Consider the following 18,279-nt stretch of genomic DNA (forward strand, 5'->3'; position numbering starts at 1 on the left):
TAAAGATAACCACAAAAGGGGTTTAGGGTTGACCGCCGTCCAGCACAAAACGGTAACCCACGCCCCGCAAAGTCAGGATGCGGACGCCGGGGTCGACCTCCAGTAAGCTCCGTAGTTTGCGCACGTAAACGTCGAGGTTGCGCGAGGTGAAAAACCCGTCGTCGTGCCAAATCTCCAGAAGGATGCGCTTCCGCTCGATCACTTCTTCGCCGTACGCACGTAGGAACAGCCGGAGTAACTCGGCCTCCCGGTGACTTAGTGAGTCCGTGCGGGTAGTTGCTCCTTCGTGGGTCAATCGCAAATGGTTATAGTCGAAAATAAAGGTGCCAAAGCGATAAACCTCCTCCGCTACGTGTACGGTTGTTTGCGTGGTCGCGGGTGCGGGGTCATTTAGATTAAGAGCGGAAGAATTGCCCTCCGCCAGGTTGACTAGGTTCTGCATGCGTACCAGCAATTCTTCCATACTGAAGGGTTTGCGCACATAGTCGTTACCCCCGGAGGCAAAGCCAACCAGTGCGTCTTTCGACTGAACCCGAGCCGTCAGGTAGAGAATCGGCAGGTCAGGAAATGCCGCCCGGAGGCGTTCGCCAATCTTGAAACCGTCTTCACCCGGTAACTGAACGTCGAGCACGGCGATGTCGTAGTTACCCGCATCCCGTAGCGCACCACTGGCTTTTTTCCCGTCGGTGAACCAGTCGACATCCAGCCCCCGACTTTCCAAGGAGTCTTTGACGATCCGGGCCAGCAGGAGTTCGTCTTCTAGGTAAAGTACTTTCATGGTTGAAATAATTATGAGCGGCGGGAAACGAACGGGCGTAGGTGAAGTACTGATCGGCAGTACCCAGCTTGACGAGATTGTACGACGTCAACGCACGGATGGTATCCGCACGGTGAAGCGAGCGCCACGTCCAGCGACATTGTCAACCTCCACCCCGCCACCGTGGGCAGTAGCTACCTGGCGGACGAAACTGAGGCCCAACCCGTGGCCCTTCACGGCGTGGCCGTAACTCGGACGCGCAATCCGGTAAAAGCGATCGAATATCTTGTGTCTTTCCGCTGCGGGAACCCCCGGACCGTTATCGGCAACCGTCAGGACGTGCGCACCGACCTGGCTCGTCAGGTTTACGTCGACGACCAGGGGACGGCCGCCATATTTACAGGCGTTGTCGAGTAGGTTGTACACCAGGTGGTGCCAGTAGTGCGCGTCAACTTCGGCCAGGGTGGTTCCGTAGGTCGTCAGTTGCAGTGCGGACTCGGGTAAGTGGTGGCGCAGGGCGAGGCTCCGCCACGCTTCGTGAATGGCGACGGTTAGGTCGACGTTACCCAGAACAAGTCGCTGACTGAGGTCTCCCTCCTGCAGGGAGTCGATGGCCCGGTCCGCCATCGCGTCGAGGCGCCTGAGCTCGGTCTGGCTGATGGCTACGTATTCCCGCCGGCGGGCGGGGTCCGTATCGGCGCCGAACAGGCTAAGGGCTTCAAGGGCCACGCCGACCGTAGCGATGGGCGTTTTGAGTTCGTGGGCGACGTTTGCGACCAGAATATCCTTGGCGCGTAACTGTTCGCGCTGTTCGTTGAGGTTGCGGTACGCGGAAAGAAAGGCGAACCCGGTGGCACCGAAAAGAATGAATCCGAAGAGAAATTCAGGAAGTAGACCCAGCAATAGCTGGGGCACGTAGTCCGTAACCACGAAGGACGCCCGAGAGTGACTTGCCCCCACGGAAGAGATGTATTTGATCCGGACCGTCATGGGCTCTTCCGGTGCGGTGGTGTACTGATCGTTAAAGGTCACCGAGCGGAGCTGAAAAAATACCGGGCGCAGGTTAATGCCAAACTTGCGGTACATGCTGTCGCGAACGGTCTCGGGAAGCTTATCGAGTGCGATCAGTTTCTTATCGTAGTAAAAGTGCGAGCTCGCGATGGGCCGGCTGTTGCGGATGATGGTGATTTCGGCCGTTTCCGGCTGCCCGTAGGCATTGGTTCGAATCTTTTTAATCCGCATCAACCCACCGTTTACGCTGGTATTTGCATCACGCCAGAGGATCATTCCTTCCCGGACGGACTGTTCGTGGTGCATAAAAGCCTGGAGCGTGGGGTAAACGAACTCGTCGCTCACCAGTCGGTTGACTTCATTCTCGACCGTTTCGCGCAGCACGGCGGCGTCCTTTTGGTAGGACTGGTGCCACCACACCCCGAGAAAGCCGGCCAGCAGGACGAGAATAGCGCTAAAGGTGTAGGCAAGTTTTTTCACGGTACTTCGCTGACGAGCTTTGCACAAAGAACGCACAGACCCGGCGTCCTTGTCGTGTCGGTTAACCTTTATTAACCATTATTGGCTCAGGACTAGGAGACGGTCGACCTACATTTGTGGGCAAAGGCGCTTTGCTTCTTAAGCAAAACAACCCAGCACCCGCGACCGCGCCATAACTAGAAGGCCGAAAGGGCTAACCTACCGACGGAAGCGTACCTATTAGTACTACCCTGTTAACGAACGTTGAACACGCAACAAAAAAATACGAACCTGACTTACCTTACTGTCTAAACCTTACCCATGAATTTTACCCTACGCACCGTCAGTTGTTTCTTGCTACTCACCGTCTCCTTTTGCCTTAGCGCCCAAATATCTTCAGGGACCATCAACTACACCGAGCACCGCAGTTTCGACTTCGGAGACTGGATGGACGCGGCGCGTAAAAAACAACTGGAAGCGGAAATGGCTTCCGGCGCATTCGACCAGACGGGCCAGATTAGTTTTAACGAGGAGGAGTTTAGCTACCAGCAACTCCCGGTCGACGCCAGCAAATTAACCGGCCGCAACCGCTGGATGGCCCGGATGGGGGAGAACCCGGAGGTGTACTACGTGAACGTCAAGGACTCTACGCGCACGGACCGCCGCCGCATTATGGACCAAGCCTTCATCCTGGAAGAAGCCTACACCCCACCCTCCTGGAACATCGCTAACATGAAGGTTGGCATGAAGGAGCTACCCCTACCGACCCAACTAGCCACCGCCATCACCGCCGACGGCGACACGCTCACGGCCTATTTCACCGAGAGCATCCCGCTCTCCATCGGCCCCAAAGGTTACGGCGGCCTGCCCGGCGCGATCCTGTACCTCAAAGTACAGAGCGACGGTAGCGCGACGGAGTACACGATGAGCACCATGGCGCCAAACGCGAAGGGTCTAAACATCCTGAAGCCAGATGATGCGAAAGTGATCACCCGCAAGGCATTCGACAAACACATGACCCGAGCTAAACAAGCACAGGAACGGCGGCGACGGGGCTGGGACCGCGGACGGGACTAAATACTTGACGTATTCCACTATTAAGCGGCTTTCAATTCGGTAGCCAACGGCGCACACCGGGCCTATTCTGCTTTTTCTACCCACTGACGTACCACACTATGAAACACCTTCTACCCCTTTTGCTACTGCTGTGCGGTACTCCGCTTTTCGCCCAGGTTGAAATCGTCGGCACCGTGATCGATTCTACCGGCACGACCTTGCCCGGAGCCAACGCCATTTTACTACGCTCCTCCGACAGCCTGCTGACGGCGTTCGGAACGACGGACGACAAGGGCGTATTCCGCATGCAGGACGTACCGACCGGAGATTACCTTTTACGGGTCTCCTTCATCGGCTTTGAACGCCCGGACATGCCGCTGAAACTGACCAGCGACGATCAATACCTGGGCCTGGGCGAAATTAAACTTTACCCAGCCGGCTTTCTCCTGAGCGGCATCGAGGTGACCGCCGACCGTATTCCGATCCGCATGAAGGGAGACACGATGCTTTACGACGCCGGCGCGTTCGGTGTAAGTGAGAATGCGGTGGTGGAAGATCTCCTCCGCCGCCTGCCGGGCATGACGGTCGACGCCAGCGGCCAGATCACCTGGCGCGGCCGACCGATTAGCGAAGTGATGATCAACGGCAAGCCATTTTTCGGGGGCAACACTACCCTGCTGACGCAGAACCTCGACGCGAAGGCCGTCAAAAACATCCAGGTGTACGACCAAAAAACCGATACCGAAGAAATTACCGGCGTCGACGACGGTGTGGAGAACATCACGGTTAACCTGGAAACCAAGGAAGAATTTAAGGCGAAGGTATTCGGCGACGTCTACGGGGGCTACGGAACGGGAGAACGCTACCAGGCCGGAGGCAAGGGTTTTCGCATTTCCGACGCCAGCCAGTGGGGCGTGCTCGGAACGATCAATAACATTAACCGGGTAGGCTTTAGCGGCGACGAAATCAGTGGTTTCAACGGCTCTTCCGGGCGGGGCCGCGGGTCGTGGTGGAGTAACGGCGGTGGCGGCGACGAAGGTCTCCAACGGGCCGGAGACGCAAGCGGGGAGAACCGCAGCATTGCCGCCGGACTTAACTTCGGTAAAACGCTCGGCAAGGACGGGCAGCTGACCGCGGACTACGCGCTCTTCGACCGCCAGCAGACCCAGCTCACTTCTAGCCTACAATCCTTCAACCGGGCAAACGATAATCGGATTATCTCCACGGACGAAGTAAACGGCGCCAATAGTTACCGCCACAGCTTTGGCTTCGAGTTGCGGCAAAAACTGGATACGCTCGGCCGGATTCGGGTCAACGGCAACCTTAACCTGACGGGCGGGGACAACACGAACAATTCCAACACCGTCGTCAAAAACACCGGGCGGGGCGGGGAAGAATTTACCGTCAACAACATTAGCAACGTGGACCAGCCGAACGGGCGGATGAATGCGCGGTACAATACTAAACTCAGTACGGAAGTGGACCGCACCCTGGGCGTGAACGCTAACGTTGGTTTTAGCGAAAATCAGCGGGACATCGACTTGGCCACGATAGGTCTGAGTGAAGATGGCAACCTGGCCATCCCGGGTGCTCTGGTGAACGGCCGGCAGACGCAGACTCGACTGACTAATTCACTTAATTACGGGGGCAGCATTCAGTACGGAGAACCTCTCGGCGATAAATGGTCGCTGGACGGGGGCGTGGGGTACGCCATCGATGACGACGAAGGCGACTACCGCTTCAACTTCAACGAGAATACGACGAAGAACCTCCTGGAACGCACTTGGGAAACGTTCGATACGGACCTGGGCTTTACTTACCGCTTCGAATCGGGCGGAAATTTTGACATCGGTACTAACTACAAGCGGGCCGACCTGGCACTATCCGGCGACGTAAATTCAGTCCGCAATTTTAACTACCTACTTCCCTACACCAGCTACAGTAAGCGTCTGGAAAAAGGCTACTTCCGCGCCGGGCTGCGTTCCAGCGTACGGGAGCCCAGCATTCAGCAACTGCAAACCATCGCCGAGCCCAGCATCAACGGACGTGTGTCGGTGGGCAACTCTAGCCTGACGCCGGCTCAATCCACCAATTTCCAGACTTTCTTATGGTACAACGATCAGTTCCGCGCGCTCAGTGGTAACGTCAACTTAAATGTAGGCTACACCGACAATGCGTTCGGTAACGAAGTCACGTTTACGGAGGGTCAGCAGATATTTAGGACGATCAACGTCAGCCACGCCTACAGTGCCAACTTTTACCTCGGGGGCACGATCGGGATGGCTTTCATTAACGGACAGACGGAAATGGGGTTCAGCACCAACTACAACCAGGGGCAGGGATTCGTAGATGGACTTGACCGCACAAATACAAATCTCACCTTATCCGGAAATATAGACATCACTACGGAGCTCAATGATGACAGCTACCTCACTATCGGGTATGACCTCACGAACCTGCGCAACAGCTTTGAGGACGTCGAAACCGTCACGACAATGCAAACCATTCACTACCTGAGCGCCGACTTTGCGCTGGAACTCAATCCGGTCTGGCGGCTCGAGACGCGCTTTGGCTACAATATTTACGCGGCCAATGACTTTTCCGAACAGCAGACGATTGCGGATATGCGGCTTGGTTTGGAGATTCGTCCGTTCAAGAAAGCGGGCCACTACGTAAAGCTTACCGGTTCCGATCTATTCGATCAGAATACGGTCATCGATCGAAACGTGGGGCAGTTCGTGACCACCGAGACGACTTCCAACAGCCTCGGTCGTTACTTCCTGGCAACCTTCTTTTACAAGTTGTAATCGAGTTAATCAATCACGTTCACAACGTCGCCTACCCGCAGCAGACCCGTTCCGCTTTCCCAACAGGCGTTCATGCCGAACAGCAACTTGTTGTCAACTTTGCGGTGCTGGTTTAGGGTGGCTAGGACGCGTAGGTCGCGGTCGCCGGTGCCGGGTTCGTGCGTGACCATGATGCAGCGAGCGCAGGGTTTCGGGAGGCGGAATTGGTGACCGTTGATGTCCAACCGGGCCCAATTGTCTTCGAGCCAGGCTTCCCGCGTAGTAACGACGATGTTGGGACGGAAGCGCGCCATATCGATTTGTGGTTCATCGAGTAGACTGGCCAGAGATTCAAGACTAGCGGTTGTGGCAACCAAGTAGGGATAGCCATCGGCGAAGGAAACGGATTCGACCGGGCGGGCGTAGCGGGAGTCGACCGGGCGCTCGTCGCCCGCATCCATGTAGAACAGTCTTGCGTCGGGCACGCCGAGCTTGCGCGTGAGTGCGTAGAGGGCTTCGGATTTGATTTCCGTAGCGGGGAAGGTATCGTCCCACACGGTCACTTCGCTTTTCTCACCAACCACCCTGGCACCCGCGACCGCGCCCACTTGCTCACCCGACTGAACGTCGAAAAACGAGAGCGTGTCCCCCACGACTTCCGCGCTGAAACGGGCGAGTTGAACGTTGTTGCGTTGACTGATGAATTTGCCGCTGGTGTCGGTAAACATCCACCTGCGGTCGTCCTGAAATCCGCGTTGCTGGGGAACCAGTTCACTGACGGACTGACCGCCCAGACTCTTGACCGGGTAGCGATAAAGAGCGTAAACTTTCATTATGCTTCGACTTCGTGCGTGCTGCGTTCTAACGACGGAATGGCCACTTGCCCGCGCAGCAGATCATCCATGTTCTCCCGCTCGCGAATGAGAAATGCCTCCCCGTCGTGCACCATCACCTCCGCCGGGCGGAAGCGACTATTGTAGTTGCTCGCCATCATGAAGGAGTAGGCACCCGCGTTGGCCATGGCCAAAATATCGCCTTCGTGCACTTCGGACAGTTGACGGTTGACGCCGAAGGTATCGGTCTCGCAGATGTACCCGACGACGTTGTAAATACGCTTTTTACTTCCCGCGTTTGAGATGTTGGTGATGTGGTGGTAGGATTCGTAAAACATGGGCCGAATGAGGTGATTCAGGCCACTATCCACGCCCGCGAATACGGACGCCGTGGTGGTTTTGACGACGTTCGTCCGGACGAGGAAATAACCCGCTTCGCTGACCAGGAACTTACCGGGCTCAAACATGAGTTCTAACTCCCGGCCGTAGTCGCCACAGAACTCATTAAACCTGCGGCCAAGCTTGTCGCCCAGTTCCTCGATGTCCGTGGCGATGCCACCTTCTTTGTAGGCTACCTTGAAACCGGACCCGAAGTCTAGATAATCCAAATCCGGAAAATCACTCGCGGCGGTCAGCAGAATCTCCACCGCGCGGATGAAAACCTCCGCGTCGTAGATGTCCGACCCCGTGTGCATGTGCAAACCCTCGACGGTGATCCCGAGCGCCTTGACGACCTTCAGCACGTGCGGAACCTGGTGGATACTGATCCCGAACTTAGAGTCGATGTGTCCCACGCTAATCTTAGAGTTTCCACCCGCCATAATGTGGGGATTGATCCGAATGCAAACGGGCACACTCGGGTGCAGGGTGCCGAATTGCTCCAGGATGGAAATATTGTCGATGTTGAGTCGCACTCCCTTAGCGGCCGCTTCTTCTACTTCGGCCAGGCTCACGCAATTGGGCGTGAAAAGAATATCGTGGGGATCGAAACCGGCCAGGAGGCCCAGCTCGACCTCCTGAATGGATACGGTATCCAACCCACTGCCCAGGCCGCGGAACAACCGCAGCACGTTGAGATTCGTCAGGGCTTTGCAGGCGTAGTTGATCCGGAGCCGCTTGACTTGCTTGAAGGCGCCTTCCATCCGCTCGTACTGGCGTTTCATCGTCGCCGAATCATAAACATAAATGGGGGCATCGAACCGCTCCACGATGGAAAGCGCATCCACGCCACCGATGGTGTAACGGTCGTTGGTCAATTGCAACATAAGGAAGGAGGTTGGCTGGGGGAAAAGTACGGTCAGAAGAAGCCGTTTAGAGGCCTTATGACGCAAAGATAGGAGATTTGGTTTGATCGGGTCACGACCCGGAAACCTTTGTGTTGGTACGTTCTGGGATAGCCGGCGCGTAGGACCGGATAATATTTTGCACGGGTGGTCGCCACGTGCATTATGTGTTTGATTATCGCAAAAAAGTTCTTCGTTTCGTCCGCGGTTGAATTCCTATCTTGGCGGCCATGTACGACAAGACTTGCCTCGAAAGCTTCAACGAAAAAGCAGCCGCCAACCCCAACAACCCTTTTTTGCACCAGCCATTCGGCGACCAATGGGAGACCTATACTTGGGGGGAGGTCGGTTCCATGGCGCGTAAGGTCGCCCACCACTTGCAGTCACTCAACCTGAGGGAGAAAGCACACATCGGCCTCGTTTCCAAAAATTGCCGCGAGTGGATCATCGCCGACCTGGCCATTATGATGGCCGGCTACGTATCGGTCCCCTTCTTCCCCACCCTGACGGGTGAGCAGATCGGTGAAGTCCTGGAGCTGGGGGACGTAGATGCCTTGTTCGTCGGTAAGCTGGAAGTTTGGGAGAATATGAAGAGTGGCGTCCCCGCCGACATGCCCGTTATCTCCTTCCCCGCCTACGCAGACAACGACAAAGTGGAAAGGGGCAAAAAGTGGTCGGACATCATCAGTACGTCACCTGAGTTAACCACCGACCCGACCCCGCACGACGATGACATCTGGACCATCATATTTACCTCCGGCACGACGGGCACGCCCAAGGGCGTTATGCTTGCTTACGCCACCCAGATCGCGCTGATGGCCAACCTCTACGATCGTAACCCACTCAGGGCTGACTACGGCGGGGCTAACCGCTACTTCAGTTTCCTACCCCTGAACCACGTGGCAGAGCGCGGCACGATTGAAATGATGTGCTTCACGCACGGAGGAGAAATCTTTTTCACCGAAAGCATTGACCGTTTCGCCGCCAACCTGAAGGATGCTTCGCCGACCTTCTTTTTCGCCGTCCCGCGCATCTGGACCAAGCTTCGCCAGGGCGTCCTCAAGAAAATGCCACAGGAGAAACTAAGTACGCTGCTCAAAATCCCGTTAATCTCCTGGTACGTGAGGCGCAAAATCCGTGGCGGCCTCGGTCTGGATAAAAGTCGCCGCAACGTTTCCGGCGCAGCGTTCATCAGCCAAGAAATGAAGGACTGGTGGGGCCACATCGGCATCCCGATCTCCGAAGCGTACGCAATGACCGAGAACGGTGCGGTGGGGCACATGCTCGACGCGGAAGAGCAACGTAAGGGCTCGGTGGGTCAAACGCTGCCGGGCACGGAGTGCAAGATCGACCCGGAGACGAGCGAAGTGTTGGTACGCTCCAGCAACACGATGGTGGGTTATTATAAATCCCCCGAGAAAACGGCCGAAACGCTGGCCGGTGGCTGGCTGCACACGGGCGACCAGGGCCGCGTGGACAAAGACGGTTTCCTGTACCTGACCGGTCGCGTTAAGGATACGTTTAAGACGGCCAAGGGCGAATACGTCGTTCCTCAACCCATCGAGGACAAGTTCGCGGGGATCAACGACATCGAGCAGTTGTGCCTGCTGGGGCTCGGCCAACCACAACCCGTGCTGGTCGCTACACTGAGCGAAACTGGGGATGCGCGGTCGCGGGATGCCGTGTTGAGTGGACTCAAAAGCAAACTAGAAGAGATCAACGGCGATCTCGGTGGGCACGAAAAGATTGCGGCGATTGTCGTTACCAGCGAGGACTTTACCGTAGAGAACGGGCTCTTGACCCCGACGCTCAAGGTAAAGCGAACGCAGGTGCACGAGCGGTACACCGATCAATTGGGCGAATGGAGCCAGAACCGCGGTAAGGTGATATTTATGGATTAAACCCGTGTTTAGCGCGTGTTATGACTTTAGCTCCGCTGCTTCTTCGGGGTGGGTTACTGGCCGGACTTACAAAGGTTTCGTGATAGTTGAGGTAGTAAGCACGATGTAGCACCAAAGGTAGACCAGCGTTTAGCCGCGCCAGTCACTTCGGAGATCGTGGATTTTATTGACGAAGACCAGTACAAATGTGACTAGGATAAGACTGGAAGCTAGCGTCTCAGCTTATACTTAGCTAAGGTATTTCGTCGATACCTACTTAGCTCAGTGCGAGTAGCTAAGACTAGGACTGTACCTAACCGCCAGATTTAATGTCGCTACGGCGATGGTGGTAGGCGTATGAATCTACGCGATTAGTGGGTAGATCGTACTTCTAAAAAGAAAGGGAGAGAGGAGGGGGTATAAATAATGGATGGCCGAGTCCTCTCAAACCCGACCATCAAGACCTACTTCAAAAAAACTTCTTTGCGAGTATTATAACATTGGAGTTACAATGTCTCGACGGTCAGATCAAGACCGATTTGTAGCGTAGTGCAGCATGGAAAACGTTGTGTTGTTGTTCATACGAAATATACCAAAACTCACTCACTATTCGGCCAATGAGGTACGACTGAACGCACCGATGGCCGTAGCTCGGAAAATAACTTATGTTTCAGTGAGAGAGTTGGAAGACAGTGTGTACGGAATACGAATTGAGTATGCTAAAATAGAAGCAACCAGCATCTGTTGCTCGTTAAATCGATGGGAATCTAAAGTAATACGCCACAAAAAGTGACTGGCTAAGTTTTTGTTGTTGCCACAATTTACGACAACAAATCCACATACGTAAACTTTTTATGTGTTTCTGAAAAAATAGATGTTTCCCCACCCTAATTGGGCCCCTAATCTCGCAACTTTCTAACCTACGCAGTTAGTGGTAGATTTAGAGGTGTTGCTGATACCACTACACTTTAGTCGTTGCGAAAATTCTACGGATTCGGTAGCGACCAGAAATATGCGTTGCCGCGATGAGTAAGCCACCGATGATCGCTACGTTCTTCATGAACAAAATACTCTGCAGGCGATAATCATCGGTTCCCGGTATTTCCGTCCAAAAGTCGTGCACGATGAACGTGAGCGGGATGAAATAAATGAGCAACAGAATGGCCCCCAGGCGCATCCGGTAGCCCAGTAGCAGGGTAATCGCACCGACGATGAGGAAGAAAATGGCGACGTAGAGAAAGAAATTCTGGTTCCACGTCAGGCCGTAAATGGTCATCGCTTCCTTGTTGAGTCGTTCGTAGGCAAAGTAGTCATAAGCCTCGAAAAAGAAGAGGAAGGACAGGAGAACGCGCCCGACCAGATCGAAGATATCTTTCATGGAGCGAAGGTACGGATATGGGTATTAGTCTGGTGGTCTGTGGTATTTGGTCTGTGGTCTGCGGTCTGCGGTCTGCGGTCTGCGGCCTGTGGTCTCGACACTCAGGGCTTGAAGTAGCCAATAGCACCACCCACCCACGTTTTACCCGCATTGTAGCGCACACCGATCATTTCTCCTTTCGAAACTCTGACGAGGTTATTGACCAAAATGGGCTCCGCGCTATCTTCCGGCCACACGAACATCAGCCGCATTTCTACTCGGGCCGGGCCGTCGGGGGTCTCGATTATCTCGGCGTACTTGACCTTCTTTTGGAGAATATAGTGCGTCGGGTCGTCCACCGCGGCAATTGCCTCCGGAGTCGGGTGCAGATTGACCCCGGCCCCGGCGAAACTGTACAGCGGTTTGAGCACGTATTTTTCGAGGTCGGCGGGCACTTCGGTCAGGTCACTCACGAACTGGGTATCCGGAACGTACTTACTTTTCAGGAATGGCAGAGAATGCTTGCTCAGCAGGAAAAACCAGTTCGGGTGACCGGCCCATTCGACGTCGACGTCTTCCGTGAGGTTAAAGCTTCGCTTCAGGTCGGGCCGTTGTTTGAGTTCGTCAAAGATGACACGGTTGTAGATGCGGTGAATGCGGGTGCGAGCACTGTCTTTTTGGTAATATAGCTTATCGCCATCGCGCTCCACTTCACTGATGCACACTTCCTCGATACCTAGTTCGGCGCAAGTGACGGTGAAATCGACGCGCGTTTTTTGTTTTCTGGGCTCTACTTCCAGCAAGATAACGTTCTCCTTTGCGTGGTTTCCGAGGATGCATTTGCGCAGCAGATCGAGATACCCCGCCTCATCGTACCCGTTAAAGCGGCAGGTAAAATCTTCCGGGACGGGGAAAAACTTACGGTAGCATTTGTCGAGTAGGTACTGAAAGAAATACAGCGATGGAAAGCCCTGGCCTTCGACTAGCTGGGGAATTATTTTGCCGTTTTCCCCCTCGCAGAGTCCAAAATCCAGCTGGATGAACAGCGGGTGCTCATCCTGGCCGGGTACATTCTCTCCCGCGGGGATGGCCTTTTTGGCCCGCTCGGCGAAGTCTGGCCGCGTAACGAACGCCATGATTTCCTGGCAAGCTTCGAGGAGTTGATCCCGCAGTTCATTGGGCACGAAAACCGGTGTTTCAGCGATGTGAAATTCGGGTCTCTCACCGTACTGCCCCCCCATCCAGTCCAGCATGGCGCGGTAAGCTTCGTTGGTAAATAGATCGTTGTACTGTCTGCGGAGTTCGGGAATCATAGGTGGCTGTCTGGGTCCAAGGTACGGAAATGAATTGTTGGCCGGCCCTTTCCCCTCGGCAACGCGCCTACCTACCCGGTGTGTTCGGCTTAACCCTAAAACCGCAAGGCAAGGCGAGGTTTTTCGACCATGATGGTCATTTCGCCGGGGCGCAAGTCGTCGATCCAAATGACTTCCGGATCAACGCGCAGGGAAAAAGTGTTTCTATCTCTATTCCCCAGCGGGCAGGCACCCGGCGGAACGCTTCCGGAAATGAAAGTCCGTTCGTACGGCCCGTACCGCACGAAGAACTCATTAACCCTGCACCCCGCGTCCGCGCCCCCCTGGTTCAGGGAATACCGTACTTCACGAAGCACTAATTTCTTACCTATCTCTTTGAACGTATAACTGCACGTCGACTCTTTCGAAGCCGTGCTAATACTCAGTGCGTTACCCACGTACTCAACGTCCGTTATGGTAAACCCATCGTTTAATTTTAACAAGGGCACGTCGACAATTTCGACAATTTCAAACCAAGTCCCCTGACCGAATTTAGCGATCCTGAGGTAGCCAGTACCCGCCCGGTCCCGTAGTATTTGTACCCGGCGCACGGCATCACTGGCGTGAACCGGCGCACGTTTCACCTCGTGCACCACCGACATTTCGTTCGGTTCCGAGGCGGCGGGCATGGCCCCGGGGGGGACGTCGAAAAAGTAAACGTAGCGACGCGCCGTGGCGGCAATTAAATTGTTGGCGGGTGCCCCGTCCGCGAACGTAGTTTCGTTAGTGACCGTCCGCAGTACCCAACCTTCCGCCCGTAACCCGTCGACGTGTTGCAGAACGATGCGTAGGTCGTCCGGTGAATCCCCCGCGATGCGCTGGCTCGGTGCGTAGCGATCGGGTTGACTCAGGTACACCTCCCCCGAAACGTACAGGTGGCGATTGTAAGATTTGGCGGTGGAAATCTCAATAAAGTACTGCCCGCCCTCAATGGTTGCCACCAGGGTGCCGGATTGCATTTCCTGCGCGTACGGGGTCGTCGTACACAAAATGACTATTAAAAAGATAAATGAGTGTTGCATGAGAATGGACTTATGTATCCAATCTATTCTCTCCCGCCGAGACTATTAACATACACGCACCGTGTTAACCCAAATTTAACCCTGGCTTTCAATTCTTTTCTTGCACAATTTTACTAAGAATGTCATTCCCGTCGACGGTCCCGATTCCTCCGTCTTCGTCGAGGTCCTGCTCGAAAATCTCCTCCATCAGCGCAAAAATCTTCGGGTGCTTTTCCGCAAATTTATCCGGTTGGCTGAAGAAGTACTCCGAGGCAACGGCCAAAAATTCCGCTTTATTCGTAGTTGCGTAAGCGCCAATGTCGGAACGCCCCCGCTCAATCGCTTCCATCTCGGACCGCATCATTTCTACCCACGGCAGGACGTAAGTATTTTCCAAGAAATATTCGGGGACGCCATCGACGGCACCATCCGCCATGTCCAGCAGGTGGACGAATTCGTGGATACCGACGTTATCCGGCCCGAACGTTTTGAAGCCGCGTTCCAGCGAAGGTCTCGACAACAATAGCTTCCCGCTAAGGAAACCGCCGCCCACCATACCACTTGCGCTAGAATCATCACCCTTGAGCCCAAACTGCCCGCGGCTGAAATTACCTTTATAAAGGAGCACTTCCTTCAGGCGGGGATAATGGTTCCAGGCTTCAAACCCAAACGTAGGAATGATACCACTGGCCGCAACGAGCAGCCGGTCTTCGAGGGTCACCTCCGTTTCAATGCCAGTAATGGTCACCCTATTGAGGAAACGCTGGATCCGCTGCTGAAACCGTTTCTTCTCCTTTTTATCGAGATTACGGTAGAAACGTACGCGCTGGTTGAGGAACACGCGCCATTTCCGGGGGAAGGGTTTGAGTTTCTTTAATACTGGCTTTCGGAATAAGTAGAGTATGAATACCGCAAAAGCGATGAGGCAAACGACTACTGCAATAGCAATATACTTTGTCATATTTCCCTAACAATCGCTGCGGCCCCGGTGTGCATTTTTTCGCATTAAATATCATTCATTAATTCGCGCCAAAATATCATCCAGAAAACGTCGGTGATTCGCCAGCCGCGGCACCTTGTGCTGCCCGCCTTCTTTGCCGCGCGCCCGTAGCCACCCGCGGAAGAACCCGTCCGGTGCGACCGTCAGCCTGTGCCGCCCGATGGCGTAGTCGTTACTGCGCTTAGCTTTGTAGTTGTAATTGCTTGCTTGCAACTCCACGTCGAGCAGGTCGTTGAACCGGTCGAAATCTGCGGGGGCTCGCTCGAACTCGACCACCCAGTGGTGGCGGCCCTTACCGTCCAGCTTAATGTAGACCGGGGCCACGGTGAATTCCCGGACGAGCGCGCCGGTTTGTTTACAAGCTTCCAGTAAGGCGGCTTCGGCTTCGGAGCGGAGTAGGTCTTCCCCGAAGGCGTTAATGAACTCCTGCGTCCGGCCCAGGATGCGGATGCGGAAGGGGTCCGTTTCAGTAAACTCGATCAGGTCACCCATGGGGTAGCGGTACAAACCGGCTTCGGTGGTGATGATCATTACGTAGATTTCCCCGGTAGTGACGCCGGAAAGTGAGACGGCGGTTTTGAAGTGCTGTTGCTGGTAATTTTTCCAGGTGATGAATTCGTAGTACACACCGGCGTTGAGGATTAACAACATCGTGCGCAGATCGTCCTTGTCCTGGACGCCGAAGAAACCCTCCGTGGCGTTGTAGATTTCCTGAAAGATGAAATCCTCGCGTGGGAACAGCTGCTCGAATTGCTCCCGGTACGGCGCAAAGTTCACGCCACCGTGTTTGAAAACCCGTGCGTCGGGCCAGACTTCGACCATGTTCTTGGCACCGGATATTTCCAGGATTCGTCGGTACAGCGGTAGGTTCCAGGTGGGGACGCCGCCCAGGATGGTGATACCCGGCTCGGTGGCGGCGAGTTGAGCGATCTTTTCAATCTTAGTCGCGTAGTCGACCTCGGTGGCTAGGTCGAGATCGGGAATGTAAAACGAGCGCATCACCTTAGGGATGGACTGGATTATGATGGCCGAAATATCACCTTGCCGCAGACCGCTCGCGGCGTGAATACCCTTAAAAGCGCCGCCGATTAACAGGTTTTTTTTATTAAAAACTTGAATCTCCGGGTCTTTTTCGTACAGGCAAGCCAGGCTCATCCAGCTGCCCTTCAGGTGAATTTCCCGCACCGCGTGGTTAGAATACGGTAGGTATTTCGGCGCGCCGGTGGTCCCGCTCGTTGTGGCGAGCCAGTCGGGTTCGTCGGCCGTCAGTACCTGCCGATCGCCCCCGAGGACACGGTCCAGGTAGGGTAAGTGCGCTTCGTAGGTTCTGATTGGGACGCGGTCAGCGTAGGTGTCGGGTTCTCTCAATATCCGGTCGAATCCGTGCTCCACCCCGAAGGCCGTTTTGGCGTTGCGGGCGAGTAAGTCGCGTAGTAATTCTTGCTGAATTCTCACCGGGTTATCGTAGTGCTCCCGCAACTCCCGCCGGTAACGCCCGATGTAGATCCGGAATAGTGTGTTGACGACTTTGAGCATGGGGCGGGGCGTGCTGGACGGATGGTCGGTTTGCAATCTACACGGACTGCTGGAGAATTAGAGTAGTATAAACTATTCCCTCGCTAATGTAAGGCTTCGCAACGCACGATGTTTGGCGGTAGTCAGATAGATGCACCGCTGAACGTACTGGCGCGGCGCTCGTCTGCACCCATTAGATCAATTTCTAAACACTGCTGCCGGACCGACAAAGCCGGGCCGTTCTAAATTATTACGTGCCGGATAAATTGCGCAGCGGTGCCTTACTAGATAAACGACTCAATCGGTGGCCTTGGCCCGTCTAGTTTTTAGTGCAATTGTACTGCCCTTGCCCCGAAAGAACACTCACAACGAGCCCCGAGCTAACGCTAAAGTTGCCGCAACAAATCCTTCTTCAGCGCCAGGGTCTTCTTGATGGCCGGGATTCTGCTCAGCGTATGTTCGTAACCGACGTCGTGCAGTTCGGTGAGCCGGTTGATGCTAAAGATATTGAAGGAATTGAGCAAAGAAGGCTCAATGACAATGTCGCAGAGATCGAGACTGGGCAGCGTGTTGGACATAATCCCCAAATCGAAACATCGCCACACGATATTGATCACCGTACCCGTATCCGCCGGGGGCAGCATACCGTAGGGCATGAGGTTACTGCCGATGATGAAATCGGCATCGTTCAGTAGCGGCGTCACGGGCATGTTGCAGATGACGCCACCATCAACGCAGTGATTACCGTCCACCAGTACCGGTTTGAAGACGAAGGGGATGGAGCAGGAGGCGGCCAGGATGTCGGAAATCGAACCGCTGTTGCGCAATTCTAATTGACCGGAATTTAGATTGGTGATGCCAATGTGCAGGGGGAAGCGCAGGTCGTCGAAAGAGTCGTTCGGCAGCACTTCCAAAATTCTTTCCGCCAGGTAATCCAGCTTGGTGAGGCCGGTAGTAGGGATACCGAAGCGAACTAACTTCACCAGGCTCGTAGCGGCTACGGCTTTCATCATCTCATCCGGGTCCAGTCCGGCAGCGTAGAGTGTCCCGACGATCGCACCGGCGCTGACACCCACGATTCTGTTCGGAACGATGTCGTTTTCGAGTAGCGCACGCAGGACGCCGACGTGGGCGGCCCCGCGGGCGCCTCCGCCGGAAAGCGTTAGTCCAATTCTGATGGGGTTGTCCTTGTTCACGAATGGGAAGACAAGCGCCGGGGTGGCTTTGTTGCTCGCTTCGCGGGCACCGTCGTTAGGAAAAAGTTAAGTCGCAGGGGTGCCCCGATAGCTACCGGGGTGGATGCCGGATTTATGCGTAGAGTGCCATGTATTTGTGACACTACCGGAGTCAATCTTCCAGAATCGGCTGCCCCAGCACCACCCGCACCACCGGCGGGACTTTGACGATAACTTTAAGGATCAACGGTTCCCGCAATGCCGCCTGCGTTTTCTTGTGCAGCCGGTAGGCCGTCCGGATGGTCGTCAGCACCATCGTAATCGCTCGTTCTCCCTGGTGCCGCGCGAGGCGCTCGGCGATGTTTTCTTCCGACCAGTCGGCGTGGCTGCCCACCAACTCTACGTTGAGCGAAGGACTGATGGCCAGGCCCAGGGAAAAGCTCGTCAGTTCGAGGTTGTACTGCGCCAGTGCCGGAAATATCTCCAGCCAGTCGTCGATGATCGCCAAAGATTTTTCTCCCGCGCCACCGCCAACGGTATCGACCAAATCACCCAAACCATCCTTCACCGCGTCGAAAATATCACCGATTACCATGGTTACGTCTTTTATTAGTGAATTTCTGGAAGAAAACAAGTGCGGAGTGTACACTACCACAAGGTGGGTTACGAAAGACCGGAATCGTAATCTCTGCGGTAAGCAGTTGACTGATGCGCCAACCCTCGACGAGATTACTTCCGCAGCGTGCGTACCATCAAGTTACCACAAAAACTGATGAGCGGCCCGAGCGTTCGTCCGCACGCCCAATCTTCTTTG

The 18,279-nt window shown here is 54.9% G+C and carries 14 protein-coding genes; 3 read left to right on the plus strand and 11 right to left on the minus strand.

The features are described from left to right. Positions 1-22: 22 nt before the first annotated feature. Positions 23-778 carry a response regulator transcription factor gene (locus GGR27_RS02275; RefSeq protein WP_209037859.1) on the minus strand — a complete coding sequence of 252 codons (756 nt, stop codon included), beginning with the start codon at positions 776-778 and terminating at the stop codon, positions 23-25. 87 nt (positions 779-865) lie between these two features. Continuing rightward, a complete protein-coding gene (locus GGR27_RS20355; protein ID WP_168035768.1) occupies positions 866-2,248 on the minus strand; it encodes a sensor histidine kinase in 1,383 nt (460 codons plus the stop codon). A 300-nt stretch (positions 2,249-2,548) separates the two neighbouring features. Here GGR27_RS20355 and GGR27_RS02285 point away from each other — a divergent pair, with 300 nt between their 5' ends. Continuing rightward, on the plus strand, positions 2,549-3,304 hold the full coding sequence (locus GGR27_RS02285) for a GLPGLI family protein (protein WP_168035769.1): 756 nt from the start codon (positions 2,549-2,551) through the stop codon (positions 3,302-3,304). Between the two features lie 98 nt (positions 3,305-3,402). Beyond that, positions 3,403-6,090, plus strand: a complete 2,688-nt coding sequence (locus tag GGR27_RS02290) for a TonB-dependent receptor (RefSeq protein WP_168035770.1) — start codon at positions 3,403-3,405, stop codon at positions 6,088-6,090. A 5-nt stretch (positions 6,091-6,095) separates the two neighbouring features. Here the strand turns inward: GGR27_RS02290 and GGR27_RS02295 are convergent, their stop codons facing one another. Then, positions 6,096-6,902 carry an MOSC domain-containing protein gene (locus GGR27_RS02295; RefSeq protein WP_168035771.1) on the minus strand — a complete coding sequence of 269 codons (807 nt, stop codon included), beginning with the start codon at positions 6,900-6,902 and terminating at the stop codon, positions 6,096-6,098. After that, positions 6,902-8,167, minus strand: coding sequence for a diaminopimelate decarboxylase (lysA, locus tag GGR27_RS02300; protein ID WP_209037860.1), 1,266 nt, complete (start codon positions 8,165-8,167; stop codon positions 6,902-6,904). Before lysA ends, GGR27_RS02295 begins: the two co-directional genes overlap by 1 nt. Positions 8,168-8,415: 248 nt before the next feature. Between lysA and GGR27_RS02305 the strand changes: the two genes are divergently transcribed. Continuing rightward, on the plus strand, positions 8,416-10,086 hold the full coding sequence (locus tag GGR27_RS02305) for an AMP-binding protein (RefSeq protein WP_168035772.1): 1,671 nt from the start codon (positions 8,416-8,418) through the stop codon (positions 10,084-10,086). A 940-nt stretch (positions 10,087-11,026) separates the two neighbouring features. Here GGR27_RS02305 and GGR27_RS02310 read toward each other — a convergent pair. The 7 genes from GGR27_RS02310 to GGR27_RS02340 all read right to left on the minus strand — a co-directional run bounded on the left by GGR27_RS02310 (position 11,027) and on the right by GGR27_RS02340 (position 18,060). Beyond that, positions 11,027-11,443 (minus strand): DoxX family protein, encoded by a 417-nt coding sequence (locus GGR27_RS02310; RefSeq protein WP_168035773.1) that lies wholly within the window; start codon positions 11,441-11,443, stop codon positions 11,027-11,029. A gap of 101 nt (positions 11,444-11,544) precedes the next feature. Then, a complete protein-coding gene (locus GGR27_RS02315; RefSeq protein WP_168035774.1) occupies positions 11,545-12,735 on the minus strand; it encodes an ATP-grasp domain-containing protein in 1,191 nt (396 codons plus the stop codon). Positions 12,736-12,830: 95 nt separating this feature from the next. Further along, positions 12,831-13,796 (minus strand): hypothetical protein, encoded by a 966-nt coding sequence (locus GGR27_RS02320; protein WP_168035775.1) that lies wholly within the window; start codon positions 13,794-13,796, stop codon positions 12,831-12,833. Between the two features lie 88 nt (positions 13,797-13,884). Beyond that, the gene (locus GGR27_RS02325; protein ID WP_168035776.1) at positions 13,885-14,736 is read right to left on the minus strand and encodes a M90 family metallopeptidase; all 852 of its coding nucleotides are present in this window, start codon (positions 14,734-14,736) and stop codon (positions 13,885-13,887) included. Between the two features lie 51 nt (positions 14,737-14,787). Continuing rightward, positions 14,788-16,347, minus strand: coding sequence for a GH3 auxin-responsive promoter family protein (locus tag GGR27_RS02330; protein WP_168035777.1), 1,560 nt, complete (start codon positions 16,345-16,347; stop codon positions 14,788-14,790). Positions 16,348-16,676: 329 nt separating this feature from the next. Continuing rightward, positions 16,677-17,486, minus strand: a complete 810-nt coding sequence (locus tag GGR27_RS02335) for a patatin-like phospholipase family protein (RefSeq protein WP_168035778.1) — start codon at positions 17,484-17,486, stop codon at positions 16,677-16,679. Between the two features lie 151 nt (positions 17,487-17,637). Next, the gene (locus GGR27_RS02340) at positions 17,638-18,060 is read right to left on the minus strand and encodes a hypothetical protein (protein WP_168035779.1); all 423 of its coding nucleotides are present in this window, start codon (positions 18,058-18,060) and stop codon (positions 17,638-17,640) included. Between the last annotated feature and the right edge of the window lie 219 nt (positions 18,061-18,279).

It is taken from the genome of Neolewinella antarctica (assembly GCF_011927835.1).
Classification (GTDB): Bacteria; Bacteroidota; Bacteroidia; order Chitinophagales; family Saprospiraceae; genus Neolewinella; species Neolewinella antarctica.

Coding starts and splice junctions, on each gene's coding strand:
- GGR27_RS02310 (WP_168035773.1), bottom strand. CDS start 11,443: ATGAAAGATATCTTCGATCTGGTCGGGCGCGTTCTCCTGTCCTTCCTC.
- GGR27_RS02285 (WP_168035769.1), top strand. CDS start 2,549: ATGAATTTTACCCTACGCACCGTCAGTTGTTTCTTGCTACTCACCGTC.
- GGR27_RS02275 (WP_209037859.1), bottom strand. CDS start 778: ATGAAAGTACTTTACCTAGAAGACGAACTCCTGCTGGCCCGGATCGTC.
- GGR27_RS02320 (WP_168035775.1), bottom strand. CDS start 13,796: ATGCAACACTCATTTATCTTTTTAATAGTCATTTTGTGTACGACGACC.
- GGR27_RS02305 (WP_168035772.1), top strand. CDS start 8,416: ATGTACGACAAGACTTGCCTCGAAAGCTTCAACGAAAAAGCAGCCGCC.
- GGR27_RS02290 (WP_168035770.1), top strand. CDS start 3,403: ATGAAACACCTTCTACCCCTTTTGCTACTGCTGTGCGGTACTCCGCTT.
- lysA (WP_209037860.1), bottom strand. CDS start 8,167: ATGTTGCAATTGACCAACGACCGTTACACCATCGGTGGCGTGGATGCG.
- GGR27_RS02340 (WP_168035779.1), bottom strand. CDS start 18,060: ATGGTAATCGGTGATATTTTCGACGCGGTGAAGGATGGTTTGGGTGAT.
- GGR27_RS02295 (WP_168035771.1), bottom strand. CDS start 6,902: ATGAAAGTTTACGCTCTTTATCGCTACCCGGTCAAGAGTCTGGGCGGT.
- GGR27_RS02325 (WP_168035776.1), bottom strand. CDS start 14,736: ATGACAAAGTATATTGCTATTGCAGTAGTCGTTTGCCTCATCGCTTTT.
- GGR27_RS02315 (WP_168035774.1), bottom strand. CDS start 12,735: ATGATTCCCGAACTCCGCAGACAGTACAACGATCTATTTACCAACGAA.